General features: G+C 42.4%; 13 protein-coding genes, 2 tRNA genes and 2 rRNA genes. 5 read left to right on the plus strand and 12 right to left on the minus strand.

Annotated elements, in window-relative coordinates; all coding sequences use genetic code 11:
* Nucleotides 1–34: 34 nt before the first annotated feature.
* From pstB to AACW75_RS08415, 3 genes are all read right to left on the minus strand, one after another.
* On the minus strand, nucleotides 35–853 hold the full coding sequence (gene pstB / locus AACW75_RS08405) for a phosphate ABC transporter ATP-binding protein PstB (RefSeq protein ID WP_017074093.1): 819 nt from the start codon (nucleotides 851–853) through the stop codon (nucleotides 35–37).
* Nucleotides 854–2,563, minus strand: coding sequence for a phosphate ABC transporter permease PstA (gene pstA, locus AACW75_RS08410; protein ID WP_145570532.1), 1,710 nt, complete (start codon nucleotides 2,561–2,563; stop codon nucleotides 854–856).
* Nucleotides 2,564–2,692: 129 nt separating this feature from the next.
* Complete coding sequence (locus AACW75_RS08415) at nucleotides 2,693–4,909, minus strand: ABC transporter permease subunit (RefSeq protein WP_145570530.1); 2,217 nt, start codon at nucleotides 4,907–4,909, stop codon at nucleotides 2,693–2,695.
* A gap of 201 nt (nucleotides 4,910–5,110) precedes the next feature.
* On the opposite strand from AACW75_RS08415, the gene ppk1 reads away from it, so the two are divergent.
* Together ppk1 and ppx are read left to right on the plus strand one after the other, a co-directional pair.
* On the plus strand, nucleotides 5,111–7,225 hold the full coding sequence (gene ppk1, locus AACW75_RS08420) for a polyphosphate kinase 1 (protein ID WP_145570642.1): 2,115 nt from the start codon (nucleotides 5,111–5,113) through the stop codon (nucleotides 7,223–7,225).
* Nucleotides 7,216–8,727 (plus strand): exopolyphosphatase, encoded by a 1,512-nt coding sequence (ppx, locus tag AACW75_RS08425; protein ID WP_145570528.1) that lies wholly within the window; start codon nucleotides 7,216–7,218, stop codon nucleotides 8,725–8,727. Before ppk1 ends, ppx begins: the two co-directional genes overlap by 10 nt.
* A gap of 80 nt (nucleotides 8,728–8,807) precedes the next feature.
* Here the strand turns inward: ppx and AACW75_RS08430 are convergent, their stop codons facing one another.
* From AACW75_RS08430 to phoB, 3 genes are read right to left on the minus strand one after another with little or no spacing between them, the layout of a single operon-like run.
* Nucleotides 8,808–9,785 carry a PstS family phosphate ABC transporter substrate-binding protein gene (locus AACW75_RS08430; RefSeq protein WP_145570526.1) on the minus strand — a complete coding sequence of 326 codons (978 nt, stop codon included), beginning with the start codon at nucleotides 9,783–9,785 and terminating at the stop codon, nucleotides 8,808–8,810.
* Entirely contained in the window at nucleotides 9,782–11,080 is a 1,299-nt protein-coding gene (gene phoR, locus AACW75_RS08435) for a phosphate regulon sensor histidine kinase PhoR (RefSeq protein WP_135455573.1), read from the minus strand. The genes AACW75_RS08430 and phoR overlap by 4 nt, the downstream gene beginning before the upstream one ends.
* 33 nt (nucleotides 11,081–11,113) lie before the next feature.
* Nucleotides 11,114–11,803: a phosphate regulon transcriptional regulator PhoB gene (phoB, locus tag AACW75_RS08440; protein WP_004735064.1), complete on the minus strand. Its 690-nt coding sequence runs from the start codon at nucleotides 11,801–11,803 to the stop codon at nucleotides 11,114–11,116.
* 194 nt (nucleotides 11,804–11,997) lie between these two features.
* Here phoB and rdgC point away from each other — a divergent pair, with 194 nt between their 5' ends.
* From rdgC to AACW75_RS08455, 3 genes are all read left to right on the plus strand, one after another.
* A complete protein-coding gene (gene rdgC / locus AACW75_RS08445; protein WP_009848262.1) occupies nucleotides 11,998–12,912 on the plus strand; it encodes a recombination-associated protein RdgC in 915 nt (304 codons plus the stop codon).
* A gap of 205 nt (nucleotides 12,913–13,117) precedes the next feature.
* A complete protein-coding gene (gene trhP, locus AACW75_RS08450) occupies nucleotides 13,118–14,536 on the plus strand; it encodes a prephenate-dependent tRNA uridine(34) hydroxylase TrhP (RefSeq protein ID WP_145570524.1) in 1,419 nt (472 codons plus the stop codon).
* A gap of 32 nt (nucleotides 14,537–14,568) precedes the next feature.
* Complete coding sequence (locus AACW75_RS08455; RefSeq protein WP_004735061.1) at nucleotides 14,569–14,823, plus strand: YfhL family 4Fe-4S dicluster ferredoxin; 255 nt, start codon at nucleotides 14,569–14,571, stop codon at nucleotides 14,821–14,823.
* A gap of 41 nt (nucleotides 14,824–14,864) precedes the next feature.
* Here AACW75_RS08455 and AACW75_RS08460 read toward each other — a convergent pair whose 3' ends face one another.
* From AACW75_RS08460 to AACW75_RS08485, 6 genes are all read right to left on the minus strand, one after another.
* A complete protein-coding gene (locus tag AACW75_RS08460; protein ID WP_145565944.1) occupies nucleotides 14,865–15,173 on the minus strand; it encodes a hypothetical protein in 309 nt (102 codons plus the stop codon).
* A 271-nt stretch (nucleotides 15,174–15,444) separates the two neighbouring features.
* The gene (gene mepA, locus AACW75_RS08465) at nucleotides 15,445–16,284 is read right to left on the minus strand and encodes a penicillin-insensitive murein endopeptidase (protein WP_145570640.1); all 840 of its coding nucleotides are present in this window, start codon (nucleotides 16,282–16,284) and stop codon (nucleotides 15,445–15,447) included.
* Between the two features lie 274 nt (nucleotides 16,285–16,558).
* A tRNA-Trp gene (locus tag AACW75_RS08470) sits at nucleotides 16,559–16,635 on the minus strand.
* A 35-nt stretch (nucleotides 16,636–16,670) separates the two neighbouring features.
* A tRNA-Asp gene (locus AACW75_RS08475) sits at nucleotides 16,671–16,747 on the minus strand.
* Nucleotides 16,748–16,814: 67 nt separating this feature from the next.
* Nucleotides 16,815–16,930: ribosomal RNA gene (gene rrf / locus AACW75_RS08480) — 5S ribosomal RNA — on the minus strand.
* A 97-nt stretch (nucleotides 16,931–17,027) separates the two neighbouring features.
* Nucleotides 17,028–17,126: ribosomal RNA gene (locus AACW75_RS08485) — 23S ribosomal RNA — on the minus strand; the annotation flags it as partial.

A 17,126-nucleotide genomic window follows, 5' to 3' on the forward strand; every position in this document is an offset into this window, starting at 1 on the left:
TAGGTGGCTCCGATTAAAACGTTAGCTATACCTGTTAACCATACCGACCTGTTATGTAGTCTTCTGTTTGATTTTTCAATGGCGACGTAAAGATTGAGTCAGTATCTGAGTACTCGATCAATTTTCCCATATGGATAAAAGCAGTATGGTCACTCACACGCGCCGCTTGTTGCATGTTATGAGTAACGATAACCACTGTGTACTGTGTTTTCAGATCGTTGATCAATTCTTCAATCGTCAACGTGGAAATAGGATCCAATGCCGATGTCGGTTCATCTAACAACAGGACTTCTGGCTCAATCGCCACTGCGCGTGCAATGACTAAACGTTGCTGTTGACCGCCTGATAAGCCAAATGCATTTTCATGTAACCTGTCTTTAACTTCGTCCCATAACGCCGCTGCACGTAGTGAGCGTTCAACCGCATCATCAAGATCTCGACTGTTACTCATACCTTGGAGTCTCAAGCCGTAAACCACATTCTCATAGATAGACTTAGGGAAAGGGTTGGGGCGTTGGAATACCATGCCGACACGACGTCTCAATGTCGCCACATCGACCTTAGGGTGGTACACATTTTTACCATGAAGTTTTACTTTCCCTGAAACCTTACAGCCTTCAACTAAATCGTTCATACGATTAATACAGCGTAATAGGGTCGACTTACCACATCCAGAAGGGCCGATGAAAGCTGTCACTTGCCCTTTCGGGATCTGCATTGAGATATCATCGAGTGCTTGGCTTTCTTTATAATAAAGATTCAACCCTTCAATTGAGATAGCGGTTTGCTCCTCAGTTAGGTTATGAACATCTAGTGGTGCTTGGTAACCCAAGGTTTCATTAATTGAGAACATTTAATCTTGTCCTAATGTACGGTATTTTTCACGCAAGTTATTACGGATATTAATGGCTGTTAAATTCAAGCCAACGATCACCGTAACCAGTAAAAATGAAGTCGCATACACTAAAGGTCGTGCCGCTTCGATATTAGAAGTCTGAAAACCAACATCGTAGATATGAAAGCCTAAATGCATGAACTTTCTATCTAAGTGGATGTATGGAAACTGACTATCAACAGGCAAACTTGATGCGAGTTTAACAACCCCCACTAACATCAATGGGGCCACTTCCCCCGCAGCTCTAGCAATCGCTAATATTAAACCAGTAATAATTGCAGGGCTTGCCATCGGTAACACTATACGCCATAGCGTCTCAAATTGAGTTGCACCAAGCGCCAAAGAACCATGTCTCACCGCGCTAGGAATTCGCGTCAAACCTTCTTCTGTTGTCACTATCACAACTGGAAGCGTCAATACGGCCAAAGTCAGTGCCGACCAGAGTAATCCAGGAGTACCAAATGTTGGAGCGGGTAATCGCTCTGCATAAAACAAGCTATCGATAGAGCCACCAATGGTATAAACAAAAAAGCCTAAACCAAAAACGCCATATACGATCGAAGGAACACCCGCCAAATTGATCACGGCAATACGAATTAAACGGGTCAATGCATTACTTTTCGCGTACTCATGTAGGTAGATAGCAGCAACAACACCTAAAGGCATCACCACAATCGACATCAGTATGACAAGTAACACAGTACCAAAAATTGCAGGGAAGACGCCGCCTTCTGAATTTGAGTCTCGAGGATTTTCAGATAAAAATTTCCAAACTTGTTTACCCCAATGCGCAACCTTTTCAGGGTAAGACATCTTATTGGGATACCAATAATCCAATATATGACTGAGTGGTATCTCAACCGGCTCGCCTGTCATATCTTCCACCAGCAAGCTTTCCACATTCAACTGCGTTCTAAGATGCTCTAGCTTTACTTCTGCTTCATCTAATTGGCGATTTAATTCGAGTTTGGTTTCTGTATACGTTTTAAGATAGTCATCACTCACCGACTCATTAAGTTCAAGCTTACGCTTTTCCAAACGCAAGTTTTCCAACTGCCAGCTAACATTACGTATTTCTTGGTTTACAACGCGAGACGTTTCTTCCCGTAGTGTGTAGGCAAACGCCAAACCGTCTTCAAGCTTTTGATCAATGTTCGAGTTGAAGGTTCCGGAAGCCGTTTTAAAACCAACAGGTTTACCAAAGAAATACCCACCACGACTGCGCTCAATCACAGCCCATCCAGAGGGTGTGGTTGGCTCAAGCAAATTAACGTCTAATATAGAAACGAAATCAGCAGGATAGAGCTCTCTGTTTGCAACTTTGATACTTAAGCGCTGTATTAATCCAGTCGAAATATTTTCTGACGATAAAAGGTCATGAGCTTGTGGCACCTGCTCTATCGGTATGTATTTTCGTTCATACAACTGACCGATTAGTACATCTTGCTTTGACACCGTTTCGTCAAGATCGACAACTAACGATAAGTCTTTAGAGTCGACTTGCCACTGGTACAAAGGCGCTGGCCAGAAATAGGTTAACCCTTTCCAACCAATCAACAACATTAAGCCAAGAACAGAGAGCATACTAATGCTCACTGCACCACCGGTTAACCAGATCCACGGAGAGCCCGACTTAACCCAAGATATTAATGATTTAAGCTTGTTCATCGCCACCTACCTTGGACTGTGTCGATATCAACAAAGCTGTCATCATTGTCATGACATGCACAAACACAGAGCTCAATTACCTCAGCAAAATAATGAGATTCAATAAAATAACGAGATAATGCACCAAAACTACAGAGCACGATATTTATCTCTCAATCTTTGCCTTACCCACTCAGCAACAGAGTTAACCGCGAACGTGAAAATAAACAGTAAGAGTGCCGCTAGGAACAACAAGCGGAAATGAGACCCACCCACCTCTGATTCTGGTAGTTCAACGGCAATCGTTGCCGATAATGTCCTCATCCCTTCCAAAATATTCCAATCGAGAATTGGTGTGTTGCCTGTAGCCATCAAGACAATCATGGTTTCGCCAACTGCTCGCCCTAGTCCCATCATGACCGCTGAAAAAATACCGGGACTGGCCGTCAATAACACGACATAAATAAGGGTCTGCCACGCAGTCGCCCCCAAAGCTAGTGAACCATCTGACAAGTGTTTTGGGACTGAGAAAATGGCATCTTCTGCAATGGTAAAAATCGTAGGAATAACCGCAAAGCCCATGGCGAAACCAACCACTAACGCATTACGTTGGTCAAAGTCGATGCCATAACTTGCAAGGAAAGTTCGAATATCACCATCAAATAATAAAGCTTCAATACTGTTGCCACCAGCAAACACTGTAACAACAGTAATAACCAAAACAGGTATCAATATCAGCGCATGCCAACCATTAGAGAAGTGACTCGTCACCATCTTCGGTAAACAGAACCAAACAAACCCCGTCAATAATGTGCTTAATGGCAGCAAGACCATCAATGAGAAGACAGCCGTCAAATGGGTTTCAACGATTGGGGCAAACCAAAGCCCGGCCAAGAAACCAATAATAACGGTTGGTAAGGCTTCCATTAGTTCAATCGAAGGCTTCACCACTCTTCTCATTCGCGGAGACATAAAGTAGGCAGTATAAATGGCCCCGAGCACAGCAACTGGTACGGCAAACATCATGGCGAATAGAGCCGCTTTGATGGTGCCAAAAGTGATAGGGACTAAACTGAATTTCTCTTCAAAATCATCATTAGCAGACGTTGATTGCCAAACATATTGAGGCTCTGGATAACTTTCATACCAGACTTTTTGCCAAAGCGCTGAAAATGAAATTTGTGGGTATTCATTGTCGACCTTAGCAACACTGATTTTGTCATCGATAAGCGTCGCCAAATGCAATTCATTGGCAGACATCGCCGCTAGTTGTGGTGATTTATCGAATGCCCGTTCAAATAGAGAGAGCTTTTCACTGGTCGTATAGTGACTTTGTATTGTGCCATTCTTATAGAAACTGTAGAAACCCTTCCGATAAGTATCAGGCAAAATAAACTGCACTTCTTCAGCTAGCTGAAAGTCTCGAATATGAGTCAGACTACGCTGTTCATCTTTCAGTACATCAAACCATTGAGAAACTTGTCCATCCTGATGAGTTACCAGTAGGGAGTAGGCGCCCGATAATAAATCGATGCTTTTTACGGCATGCTTTGCATCACTCAAACTAAGGTCAATGACTTCTCGAACATTAAAACCAGTATTCGAGAGTTTCAAAACAGCCAAGTCAGATTGAGATCGGAGGTATAGAGTTTGTCCATCAGGCGTGACTAATAATTGTTGTTGCAAACCTAGCTTATCCGATAACCATTGGCTCTTCTTCAAAACATATTCACCAGCGAGGTCACGTTGATACCACTTAACGACAACTCGCTGGTCAGTTAACTGAGCAGCAACCGTGATGTCATGTCTATTTTTAGAAAATGAGAACTTATCGATCACAGCACCATTTGATGAATCACTATTTAAAAATGGTTCAGGTAACTTGATTTGCTCGATTTTCGGCTCAGCTTCATTGCCCTTTTGCAGCACAGGCGCACTATACTCTGGGTAGAAGAAAGTCATGTTGCTTTCGCTATCAGCAAAGGCGAACCAATTTTCAGAAGGGGTATTTCGAGAGAAGGCAATTGGATTGGTTAAGACAGTGCGCTCAAAGTAAGAATGTGCTTTTTGAGAATCTAAATCCCAAAATTGCACCAAACCAGATTTTTCGATGGTAAATGCATGTTGGCCGTATTCATCAACAGATAAAGCGATAGGCTCTTCCACACCAACGGTTTTAACGGCTTGGTCCGTCTCTAAGCCAGTATCAGAAAATACGGGTAAAATGACCATCGCCAAGTAAACAAAGATCAAAACCAAAGCAGCTAAAACGCTGACGCCACCGCATGTCACTGAAAAACGGACGAGACGATCTTTCAACCATCTTTTTTTGTCGCGCTCTTTCAATGAAAATTGGGATGAAGCCATCTGTTTATCTACCTTTTTTTAGCTACTGACATAATATGTACTTTAGATGACAGTTATATTACAAGTAACGTTAAACAACTGAAACTAATAACAAGTTTGTTAACCTTATTTCTCAAAATAAGATCACGAATTTTGTGAATCGTATCGTTCTAAATTAAAATCACACCCTCGACAACCAGCATTCTAGGATTAAGCATGACGATGGAAAAAGACTATGTCACAAAAGAACTTAGCTGGTTATCTTTCAATGAAAGGGTGCTGCAAGAAGCGGCTGATAAATCTGTTCCATTGATTGAAAGGATTCGCTTTTTAGGCATTTACTCCAAAAATCTCGATGAATTCTACAAAGTCCGATTTGCTGACATAAAACGTAAGATCTTGTTTAAAGATCCACCAACATCAACAAACTCCCCCAAAACCTTGCTAGCTCGAATGCAGGATAAAGCTGGTGAACTAGACGTTCGCTTCAATGAACTGTACAACGATTTATTGTTAGAATTAGCACGTAACCGTATTTTTCTGGTCAATGAACAGCAAATCAGCGCGGAACAAAGTGAATGGGTTAGGAAGTATTTTAAGAAAAAAGTACTCCCCCACTTAACCCCTTTGTTGTTAAACGAAGATAGTCTGTTACTCAATATCCTAAAAGATGACCAGAGCTATTTTGCCATCGACATCAACCGTCACGACTCTTCTCAATATGCACTGTTAGAGATCCCATCTGAAGAACTCCCTCGTTTTGTTAAGCTTCCAGAGGCTTCAGATTCACAACGTACAACTTTGATCTTATTAGATAATATAGTTCGATTATGTCTAGACGACCTATTAAAAGGGTTCTTTGATTACGATTCATTGACCTGCTTTGCCATTAAAATGACTCGCGATGCAGATTATGATCTGCAAAAAGACGATGAACGACAAAAAAATAGTAACAACAACCTGCTAGAGGCGATGTCGTTAGGTTTAGAGCAACGTCTCACAGCACTGCCAATTCGCCTCATTTATGAATCTGAAATGCCAGCTGAAATGCTAAGTTTTTTACGACTCAAACTCAAACTATCAGATTATGATAACGTGATTGCGGGTGGGCGTTATCATAACTTTAAACACTTTTCTGAGTTCCCAAGCCTCAATCGACATGATCTGATCAATCGTCCGCTCTCAGCCATTAAATGTGCTCAATTCAGTCAGTACCCCAACTATTTTGAAGCAATCAAAGCACGCGATATCTTATTGCATTACCCCTATCACACCTTTGACCACATTACTGAACTTGTTAGGCAAGCCTCATTTGACCCTAAAGTCACAGTCATCAAAATAAACATCTATCGAGTAGCTCGAGGTTCTAAGCTGCTCAACTCAATAATTGATGCCGCACATAATGGTAAAAAAGTGACGGTCGTGGTCGAGCTACAAGCTCGCTTTGATGAACAAGCCAATATTCAATGGACTAAGACCCTTCAAGAAGCTGGCGTAAAAGTGATCCATGGGATACCAAGTTTAAAGATTCACTCCAAGCTATTGCTCATCAAAAGAAAAAACGGCAAAACGCTGGAGCATTATGCTCATATTGGAACGGGTAATTTTCATGAAGTGACAGCTCGCGTCTACACTGATTTTTCTTTGTTAACTGCAAATGAAGAGTTAACGCAAGAGGTTAGACAGGTCTTCAAATACATTGAGAACCCTTATCAAAAATCACAATTTAAACTGCTTATTGTGTCACCAAAAAATACCCGAAAACGGCTTTATCAGTTAATCGACAATGAAATACAGAATGCGGCTGATAACAAACCAGCATCGATCACTCTGAAATTAAACAACTTAGTCGACCGAGGTATCATCGACAAACTGTATCAAGCCAGTCAGGCGAATGTAAAAATTAGAATGATCATTCGTGGTATGTGCTCTTTGGTGCCAGGGATCCCAAACATCAGTGACAATATTGAGATCATTAGCGTGGTCGATCGTTTTCTCGAGCATCCAAGGGTGATGATCTTTCATAACACAGGAAAACCCAAAGTATACATATCTTCAGCTGACTGGATGACACGAAATTTTGACCACCGAATCGAGGTGGCAGCCCCTATTTTAGACCCAAAGATCAAGCAAACCATTATCGACATCACTGAGTTTCATTTTGAAGATTACAACAAAGCCCGGAGCCTTGACCAAGCGATGAGTAACGTTTATTTACCGCCACAATCTAACCGCCTAGATTATTCAACGTCACAACTCGCCACTTACCACTATATTAAACATAGTGAGAAACAAGCTCGTAAGAAATACAAGCAAGAGAAGAAGTCATGCAGTTAATCGGTGATAAACGCCCAAGATGTATTGCAGCTATCGATTTAGGTTCGAATAGCTTCCATATGGTGGTCGCTCAAGTTTTTGATCAACACTTACAGTTGGTCAGTCGACACAAGCAAAAAGTGAGATTGGGGGATGGGCTGGACGCACATCAGTATCTATCCAAAAACGCGATCGAGAGAGGTTTGGAATGCCTCACACTCTTTGCCGAAAGACTCACTGACTTTGAGGTTGATGATGTCAGAGTAGTTGCCACACACACGCTAAGAAAAGCTAAGAATGCTAAAGAATTTTTGGAACGAGCAAAGACCATATTCCCCTTTCCTATAGAGATCATTTCAGGACAAGAAGAAGCCCGGATTATCTATAACGGCGTAGAACATACCCAGATAGCCTCTAAAACAAAGCTCGTGATTGATATAGGAGGAGGAAGTACTGAAATAATAGCAGGACAGGGCTTTACACCCAAAATCACTCATAGCTTATCGATGGGTTGTGTCAGCTTCACTCAACGTTTTTTCATTGATGGAAAACTCACATCACAACACTTTTCTAACGCCTATTCCGCGGCTATTCAGTTGTTAACTCCCTTGATTGAGGACTACCACTCATTGACTTGGGACGTCGCCTTTGGTTCATCTGGCACAACGAAATCAATCAAAGAGGTACTTATAGGATTAGGTTTTTGTGATGGCTATATAACACCAGCACGACTGAGTTATCTAAAAAATCATTTGAGTGAATTTTCTTCATCAAAAGAAATTCTTCTTTCAGGATTAAGCGATGAAAGAAAACTGGTGTTTGCCGCTGGCGTCACCATTTTATCGGCAGTAATGGATACTCTAAATATCAAAGAGCTACACTTCTCTGACGGCGCTTTAAGAGAAGGCGTTCTTTATGATATGGAAGATAAGTTTAAAAACTGCGACATACGAGTGCGCACCGCAGAGGCACTAATCTCACGCTACCACATAGACTTAGCTCATGGGGAAAAAGTAAAAGAGCTAGCGCTTACGTTATTGAAACAAATTAAACCGCAGGTAGAAACCGAAGTCAGTCGTGAATTATTTGATCTTCTTGGCTGGTCAGCACTGCTTCATGAAATAGGACAAAGTATTTCATTTCAAGGCTACCATCGCCATTCAGCTTATTTGCTCAAACATACGACGATGCCCGGCTTTAATACAGAACAACAACGTCTGCTCTCGGTATTGGTTCGCTATCAAAGAAAAGCAATTAAGCGACAAGAGTTACCTGAGTTATCTCTGTTTAAACCTAAACAAGTAACGCTCCTAATTCGAATATTAAGACTTGCTATCCTTATCAATCGACAACGAAATCAATCATCAACACCAAGTGTGAAATTAACGATTGAGCAGGAGGAAAGATGGACTTTAGAAGGGGATAGCACTGACTGGTTAGTCAAAAATCAATTGCTTGATTATGAACTCAAAGAAGAGCAACAGCGTTGGGAAAATACGGGGTGGTTATTAAAATTAAGCTGAAGAGTTAACTTAAAGACAATCAACTAAAACAAAAACAGCCTACTATTCAGCAAGCTGTATACCATTTTTTAAAGAATGAGTTAGAGCCCGATCTTGGCTAACTCTTGCTCTGCGAACTCAGACGGTATCGCTAAGTAACCATCTTTTTCTACAAGCTCTTGTCCCTGCTTTGAGAACACAAAAGTAAGAAACTCTCTCTCAACAGGAGAAAGTGGTTTATCAGGATGCTTGTTCACATAGACATACAAAAAGCGAGATAACGGATAGTCACCGCTCAAAATATTCGCTCGAGTAGGCTCAACATATTGCAAACCTTTCTCTGCAATCGGAATTAATTTAACGCCAGCGACTCGATAACCAATGCCAGAGTAGCCTATCCCACTGATGGACGATGCGACAGATTGAACAACTGAAGCAGAACCAGGCTGCTCATTGACTCGATTCTTGAAATCACCTCCGCACAACGCATTTTGCTTGAAGTAACCATAGGTTCCCGAAACTGAATTGCGGCCGAATAGTTGGAAGCGATGTTTTGCCCACGGTTGATCAACGCCTAGATCATGCCAGTTATTTAGTGGCTTAGTCGCACCACAGCGTAATGTCTCAGAAAAAATACCGTCAATCTGACGAAAGTTCAGCCCTTCAATTGGATTATCACGGTGCACAAACAGACCGATAGCATCGATAGCAACTCGGAGCGCTGTTGGCTTATAGCCATGCTCTCTTTCGAACGCTTCTACTTCTCTTAGGCGCATTGGTCGGCTCATAGGACCAAGATGAGCTGTACCTTCCGTTAAAGCTGGAGGTGCCGTTGCAGAACCAGAAGCTTGAACCTGAGCGTTAACATTCGGATAGTAAGATTTAAACTCTTCGACCCATAACGTTGTCATACCCGCCAAAGTATCCGAGCCTACCGACAATAAGCTCCCAGAAATACCTGGTACCTTAGAATAATCGGGAAGCGATTCGATGCTCTGTTCAGCATGACTAGGGTAAACCAAAGCAAACGATAATAATGAACTAACGGGTAAACGCGTCCTGCGTATTAAAGTATTCATGACACGGTTAGTCTATTTGGAAGCGTGAAATGGAATCGGCTACCAACGCCAACTTCACTTTGAATTTCTAAATGTGAGTCATGATGGCTAAGCGCATGCTTCACAATCGCTAACCCAAGACCACTACCACCCGTATCGCGTGAGCGAGCTTTATCAACACGATAAAAACGCTCAGTGAGTCGATGCAGGTGTTGTGGCTCTATTCCGTCTCCGGTGTCTGACACGTCCAAACATGCACCTTGGCTAGTTTGATACCAACGAACCTTAACCGTAGCGCCCGGTGGCGTATATTTGACTGCGTTGTAAACTAGATTCGATATTGCGCTTCTTAGCTGATCTTCATCCGCTAAGACTCGTAAGCTCTTATCAATATCAAACTCTAGCTTATGTTCACGATCGCCACTTAAGCTTGCAGCCTCTTTCTCCAATACTTCTAACATAGCCGGTACATTGACGACTTCATCCAACTCATGCATCGGTGCAGCTTCAATTTTTGACAGTGTTAAAAGCTGATTCACCAGACTGTTCATTCGGTTTAATTGCTCAGTCATCACGCCATGGGCTTTAGGCCACATAGGCCCAACGATCATGTCTGGATCTTCCGTCATTTCAAGGTAGCCCTGAAGTACGGTCATTGGAGTACGCAACTCGTGAGAAACGTTAGCAAAGAAGTTACGACGCATACCTTCCAACTGTTTAAGTTGAGTAACGTCACGCACGACCATCAGGTGTTCGCCCTCAGTGTACGGCACGATACGCAATTCAAGCATACGTTCCACATTGAGTGGCGATGGCATCTCTAACGGCTCTGAGAAATCTTGTTTATTTAGGTACTTGATGAAGTCCGGCGTGCGGATCAAGTTGGAGATAGGTTGCCCAGAGTCGTCTGGCCAGCGAAACCCCAGCAAATACTGAGCAAGCTTGTTACACCAAACGATATTGCCTTCACCGCGAAATACCACAACGGCATCGGGTAGAGATTCAGCACCATTTCTGAAACGGCGGATTAGGTTAGTCAGTTCTTTGCGTTTGCGACGCTGCCTCTGCTGCATACGATAAATACCGTTAAACAGAGATTCCCAATTTCCTGAGCCTGAAGGTGGTGTTAAACGCTTTTCATCCCACAACCAAGCGGACAACCGCATCTGATTGTGTAAATGCCACCCCAACTGCAAAATCGTAGCAGCGAGCAGTAACCATGGTAAATAGCCGAATATCCAACCGACTAAAACCCAAGGTGCGTAAAAAAAAGCCAGCTCCCAAGCTAGCTTTTTCCAGGTTAACTTTTCAACCATTCAGGACTCCGTAAACTGGGTAGCGAAGCCACACTAAGCTTTTGTAGAAAAACGGTAGCCCGCGCCGCGAACCGTTTGGATTAGCTTATCATGACCTGCAGATTCAAGCGCCTTACGTAGGCGTCGAATATGTACGTCAACAGTACGATCTTCAACGTAAACGTTGGTACCCCATACATTGTTCAGCAGCTGTTCTCGGCTGTATACGCGCTCTTGGTGAGTCATAAAAAAGTGCAGCATTTTAAACTCGGTCGGTCCCATATCAACAGGGCCTTCACTTGCAGTAACGCGGTGAGATACAGGGTCTAATTTAAGACCTTGAACATCAATAACATCTTCCAATGCGGTAGGCGTGACACGACGAATAACCGCCTTGAGGCGTGCTACTAGTTCTTTTGGTGAAAATGGTTTAGTGATGTAGTCGTCAGCGCCGACTTCTAATCCACGGACCTTATCTTCTTCTTCGCCACGAGCCGTCAGCATCACTACAGGAATGTTGCGAGTTAACTCTTCACGCTTCATGTGCTTGATAAAGTTTATCCCGCTACCACCAGGTAGCATCCAATCTAGTAATACTAGATCTGGGAAAGGTTCACATAGCTTGTTTACCGCTGTATCGTAATCTTCAGCCTCTACTGCTTGGTAGCCTTTTTGTTCAAGAACAAAACACAGCATCTCACGAATAGGTGCTTCATCCTCAACGACCAGAATCCTTCTCGACATAATTGAATAGCCTTTGTATGTAATCAACGCATTGCATTATCTGAGTTAATTATGACACTTTTGTGACCTTTGAAAACAAATTTTCATATAACTGTCTCAAAGAATTCACTTTATAACTTTTGGAACAGAGCTAGGGACAAATCAAGTTAGATCTCATATCATGAAGCACTTCTAAAAAGGTATGAGAAAAATTTATGTGGTTTAAAAATTGCCTAGTCTATCGCTTCAACCGTGATATTGATTTCAACGCAGATCAGCTAGAGAAACAACTTGAAGAATTCCGTTTTACTCCTTGTGGTAGTCAAGACAAGCAGAAGTTTGGCTGGGTAAATGCGATGGGTAGACACGGCGATATGATGACGCACGTATCAGAAAACCGCATTCTAATTTGTGCAAAGAAAGAAGAGAAAATGCTTCCAGCTTCTGTGATCAAAGATTCATTGAATGCAAAAGTAGAAACGCTTGAGGCAGAGTCTGGTACTCCTCTGAAAAAGAAAGAAAAAGACAGCCTAAAAGAAGACATCATCATCGACCTTCTTCCTCGTGCTTTCAGCCGCAGTAACTTCACTTACGCGCTGATCATGCCGAAAGAAGGCTTTATTGTGGTTGATGCTAGCAGCTACAAGAAAGCTGAAGACGTATTAGCATTACTACGTAAAACAATGGGTAGCTTGCCAGTAGTACCAGCTATTCCAGAGCAAGCGATTGAAACGACTCTGACAGAATGGGTTAAGTCAGGTGATACTCCTAAGGGTATTACAATGCTTGATGAAGCAGAGCTTAAATCAATCCAAGAAGACGGCGGTATTGTTCGAGTTAAGAAACAAGAACTAGAAGCTGATGAGATTAAAAACCACATCGAAGCCAACAAAGTTGTGACTAAGCTTCTGATCAACTGGCAAGATCGCATTGAGTTTATTCTTGCTGAAGATGGCAGCATCAAGCGCCTGAAATTCAGTGATGAACTAAAAGATGAGAACGACGACATTCCTCGCGAAGATCAAGCAGCGCGCTTTGATGCAGATTTCTCACTTCTATGTGGTGAATTCAGTGTTTTCCTACCAAACCTATTTGAATCATTAGGCGGGTTAACTCAACCTAACGCTTAATCAGTAATACTCAAAGCTCAGATGTCGATGGCATCTGAGCTTACTTCCCTCAAACTTCTGCTTATATCCATATCTCCACCCTATTCTTAATATCATTGTTATCTTTAAGGCTATCAACCAAACTCATTTTAGCGTAAAATTTGCGCCCCTTTGATATCACTTGGTGGTATCAACCTGACTTGAGATCAGATTAGAGAACGAAGCAATGACTACACAAAAACCATTTGTACCTGAACTATTATCACCGGCAGGAAGCCTTAAAAACATGCGTTACGCATTCGCCTACGGCGCAGATGCAGTTTACGCAGGCCAGCCACGTTACAGCCTTCGTGTTCGTAACAACGAGTTCAATCACGAAAACCTACAAATCGGTATCGATGAAGCTCATGCTCAAGGCAAAAAGTTATATGTTGTATGTAACATTCAGCCACACAACTCTAAATTAAAAACATTCATTCGCGACCTTAAACCTGTTGTAGAGATGGGCCCTGACGCTCTGATTATGTCAGACCCAGGTCTTATCATGATGGTTCGTGAATCATTCCCAGAAATGCCAATCCACCTTTCTGTACAAGCAAACGCAGTAAACTGGGCAACCGTAAAATTCTGGTCAACTCAAGGCGTTGAGCGTGTGATCTTATCTCGAGAGCTTTCACTTGAAGAAATCGAAGAGATTCGCGAAAACTGTCCAGAAACAGAACTTGAGATCTTTGTCCACGGCGCACTATGCATGGCTTACTCCGGTCGTTGTCTACTTTCTGGTTACATGAATAAACGCGATCCAAACCAAGGCACTTGTACTAACGCTTGTCGTTGGGAATACAAGACTGAAGCAGCGAAAGAAGACGAAAACGGTCAGATCGTTGAAGCAAACCCTACAGGTGTCGCTATTCAAGAAGTAGAAACTCAAGGTATTGAAGTTCAAGACGAGCGCCCAGACAACACACTAGGCCTTGGCAAACCAACTGATGAAGTCGTTTTACTTTCTGAATCACACAAGCCAGAAGAGAAAATGGCAGCGTTTGAAGATGAGCATGGTACTTACATCATGAACTCTAAAGATCTTCGCGCGATTCAGCACGTTGAACGCTTAACTAAGATGGGTGTTCACTCTCTTAAAATCGAAGGCCGCACTAAGTCATTCTACTACTGTGCACGTACAGCGCAGGTTTACCGTAAAGCCATTGATGATGCTGTTGCAGGCAAACCATTTGATGAAAGCCTAATGGGTACGTTAGAGAGCCTAGCTCACCGTGGCTACACTGAAGGTTTCTTGCGTCGCCACACTCACGACACATACCAAAACTACGAGTACGGTTACTCAATCTCAGATACTCAACAATTCGTAGGTGAATTCACTGGCAACCGCCGCGGTGACTTAGCGGAAGTCGAAGTGAAGAACAAGTTCCTAGTTGGCGATAGCTTAGAAATGATGACACCAAAAGGTAACATCGTTTTCAAGTTAGAAGTTATGGAGAACCGTAAATCTCAGCCAGTAGATGACGCAAAAGGTAACGGTCACTTTGTATTTATTCCAGTACCGGCTGACCTTGACCTAGAATTTGGTTTGTTAATGCGTAACTTGAGCGCAGGCCAAGATACACGTAACGCTTCAGGTAAATAACTTTACCTAGAAACTCTACTGAGAAGAAAGCAATGGCTCTGTTAATAACTGACAAGTGCATAAACTGCGATATGTGTGACCCAGAATGCCCAAATGGCGCAATCACGATGGGTGACAGTATCTTCGAAATCGATCCTGATTTATGTACTGAGTGTAAAGGTCACTATGAGAAGCCAACATGTCAATCAGTGTGCCCTATTACAAAATGTATCATCACTGACCCAAACCATATTGAAACTGACGATGAACTACTAGAGAAGTTTGTTATCATTCAAGGCTTGACCTAAAAAAGAAAAGGTTCAACTTAACCATAAGTTGAACCTTTTTTTTATCCCGATTTACCAATTGGATAAATATTGCAGAAAAGCTCTTTTTCAAATTGATATTCGAGTCGCTCTCGCCAATTTATCGATTGTGCTATAGGAACAAGATAAAAATTCTCCCTACTGGTGTCTGTCACAAATGCCATTCCATACTGCATTAATTCATAGTGCACATCATTGACGAAACTAGGGTCTAATCGTTGTCTACCGGTCAATTGATTAATATCATCTCTTGAGATAGAAATACCTGAGCTTTCCGTACTGAACCTATGTCGTAACCATTCTGAAAATTCCTTTGCACAAATCATAGTCATAGTCTTATCCTTGAATTATCTATCGACGGGTATCAGACTCTGATTTCACAACTGCACATAAGCCGTATCTTTCACCCCAAAACTCTCCATCCCTGACCAAACGTTATCAAATTCGCCATTGTTCCTACTGTTGTCGTTGTTGTTTTTTTAATATCAAACGATGTTCTTAATTACGTGTTTATAAACTCTAGACAAAAGTGTGACATTTCTCCAGTTTCAGAGACGAGAAAGTCAGTGGAATTACCACTGTAATTAACCTCGATAGATGCGATTACTTATTAGATATCAAGGCCAAACACTGACTCGGCATTACTTTAACTTTCTTTTTTTTCTTACTTTTAACGACTTTTTTAGGTGGAGGCACTGGAATGGTCTGCGGAGCCCAACTGGCAAGCTCATCTCCACAACCATCACCTTTTGGCGGGTTTGCCTGAGCGATGCAGTTAGAACTACCTTTAGGACATTTTAAACGAACATGAAAATGAGAGTGGTGACCCCACCAAGGTCTGATTTTTTCTAACCAGGTTCTATCATTGGCATCAGGATCTTCTTGTTCACAAAGGGCTTGTTTAATCACTGGATGGACAAAAATACGCACCACTTTTTCATCTTTCGCTGCATAGCGAATAACTTGAAAGTGATCATCAGTCCAATTCGATTTGCGCAATTTGTAGTTGGTTAGATCCACGACACTCACAGGTTTCGGTACAGCAAGCTCATTAACTGAAAGTCTCTTACTTGTTAGCCTCAACCATATATCAATATCTAACCCAGTTTGATGGCTTGAATGGCCAGAAGAAAAACGTCCGCCTCTTGGCAGAGATATATCGCCAACCAATAAATTGGTGTTGAGTTTTTCATCAGTAGTAACACCTAACCTTTCAATAAACTGAATCGCCTCAGAATGGCCGTAATAACGCTCTCTCTGAGGGCGAATAATTTGGTATCCCTGCCCATCAATAGGCAAAGCCTGTGCGCCATCAAGACAACCATTGGCATAACTTCCGATTGATGAGGTTGAGTTTCTTGTCGGGCTTTTCTCTTTTTCCCATGGGGTTGCCAATACAAAAAACGAACAAAAGATTGCGGCTAATGTACAAAATAACCTCATAACAATTCCAAGTGAACAATGTCTATTATTTATAGTAGTCGTCATTAAGCTATAGGTGCATATCGAGTTCGATTTTTCGAAGAGAATTGAGGTATTGCTAGTTAATTGGGGAGCTTTCAAACTTCAAACAGGAAGAGATAAACGACGAACATTTCAGAACTCAATATAAAGACAATATTAGCTCGGTACTCTTTCTATACCGGATGTAACTGTTGAATTTATCAAATCCTAGAAAGCAAAAAAGGCTCTAGTCTTTCGACTAGAGCCTTAAATATGGCAGGGGTGGAGAGATTCGAACTCCCAACACGCGGATTTGGAATCCGCTGCTCTGCCAATTGGAGCTACACCCCTATTTTCAGTTTTAAAGAGCTGAAACTCTGAATAAGTGGCGGAGTGGACGGGACTCGAACCCGCGACCCCCGGCGTGACAGGCCGGTATTCTAACCAACTGAACTACCACTCCGCAGTGGTCAACTCACTAAGTGAGCGTCCATATCTCCAGGTCGGTCAACCTAAAGATTTAATTTAAAGCCTGGCGATGTCCTACTCTCACATGGGGAAACCCCACACTACCATCGGCGCTATTGTGTTTCACTTCTGAGTTCGGCATGGAATCAGGTGGGTCCACAATGCTATGGTCGCCAAGCAAATTTTAAAATTCGGAAAGCTTATTTAAAAGTATTTCTCTTCAAACGCATTCAAGGTCTGGTACTTCTGAGTCCACAAAACCCCTTGGGTGTTGTATGGTTAAGCCTCACGGGCAATTAGTACAGGTTAGCTCAATGCCTCGCAGCACTTACACACCCTGCCTATCAACGTCGTAGTCTACGACAACCCTTTAG

Source organism: Vibrio sp. L3-7 (genome assembly GCF_963898195.1).
GTDB lineage: Bacteria > Pseudomonadota > Gammaproteobacteria > Enterobacterales > Vibrionaceae > Vibrio > Vibrio echinoideorum.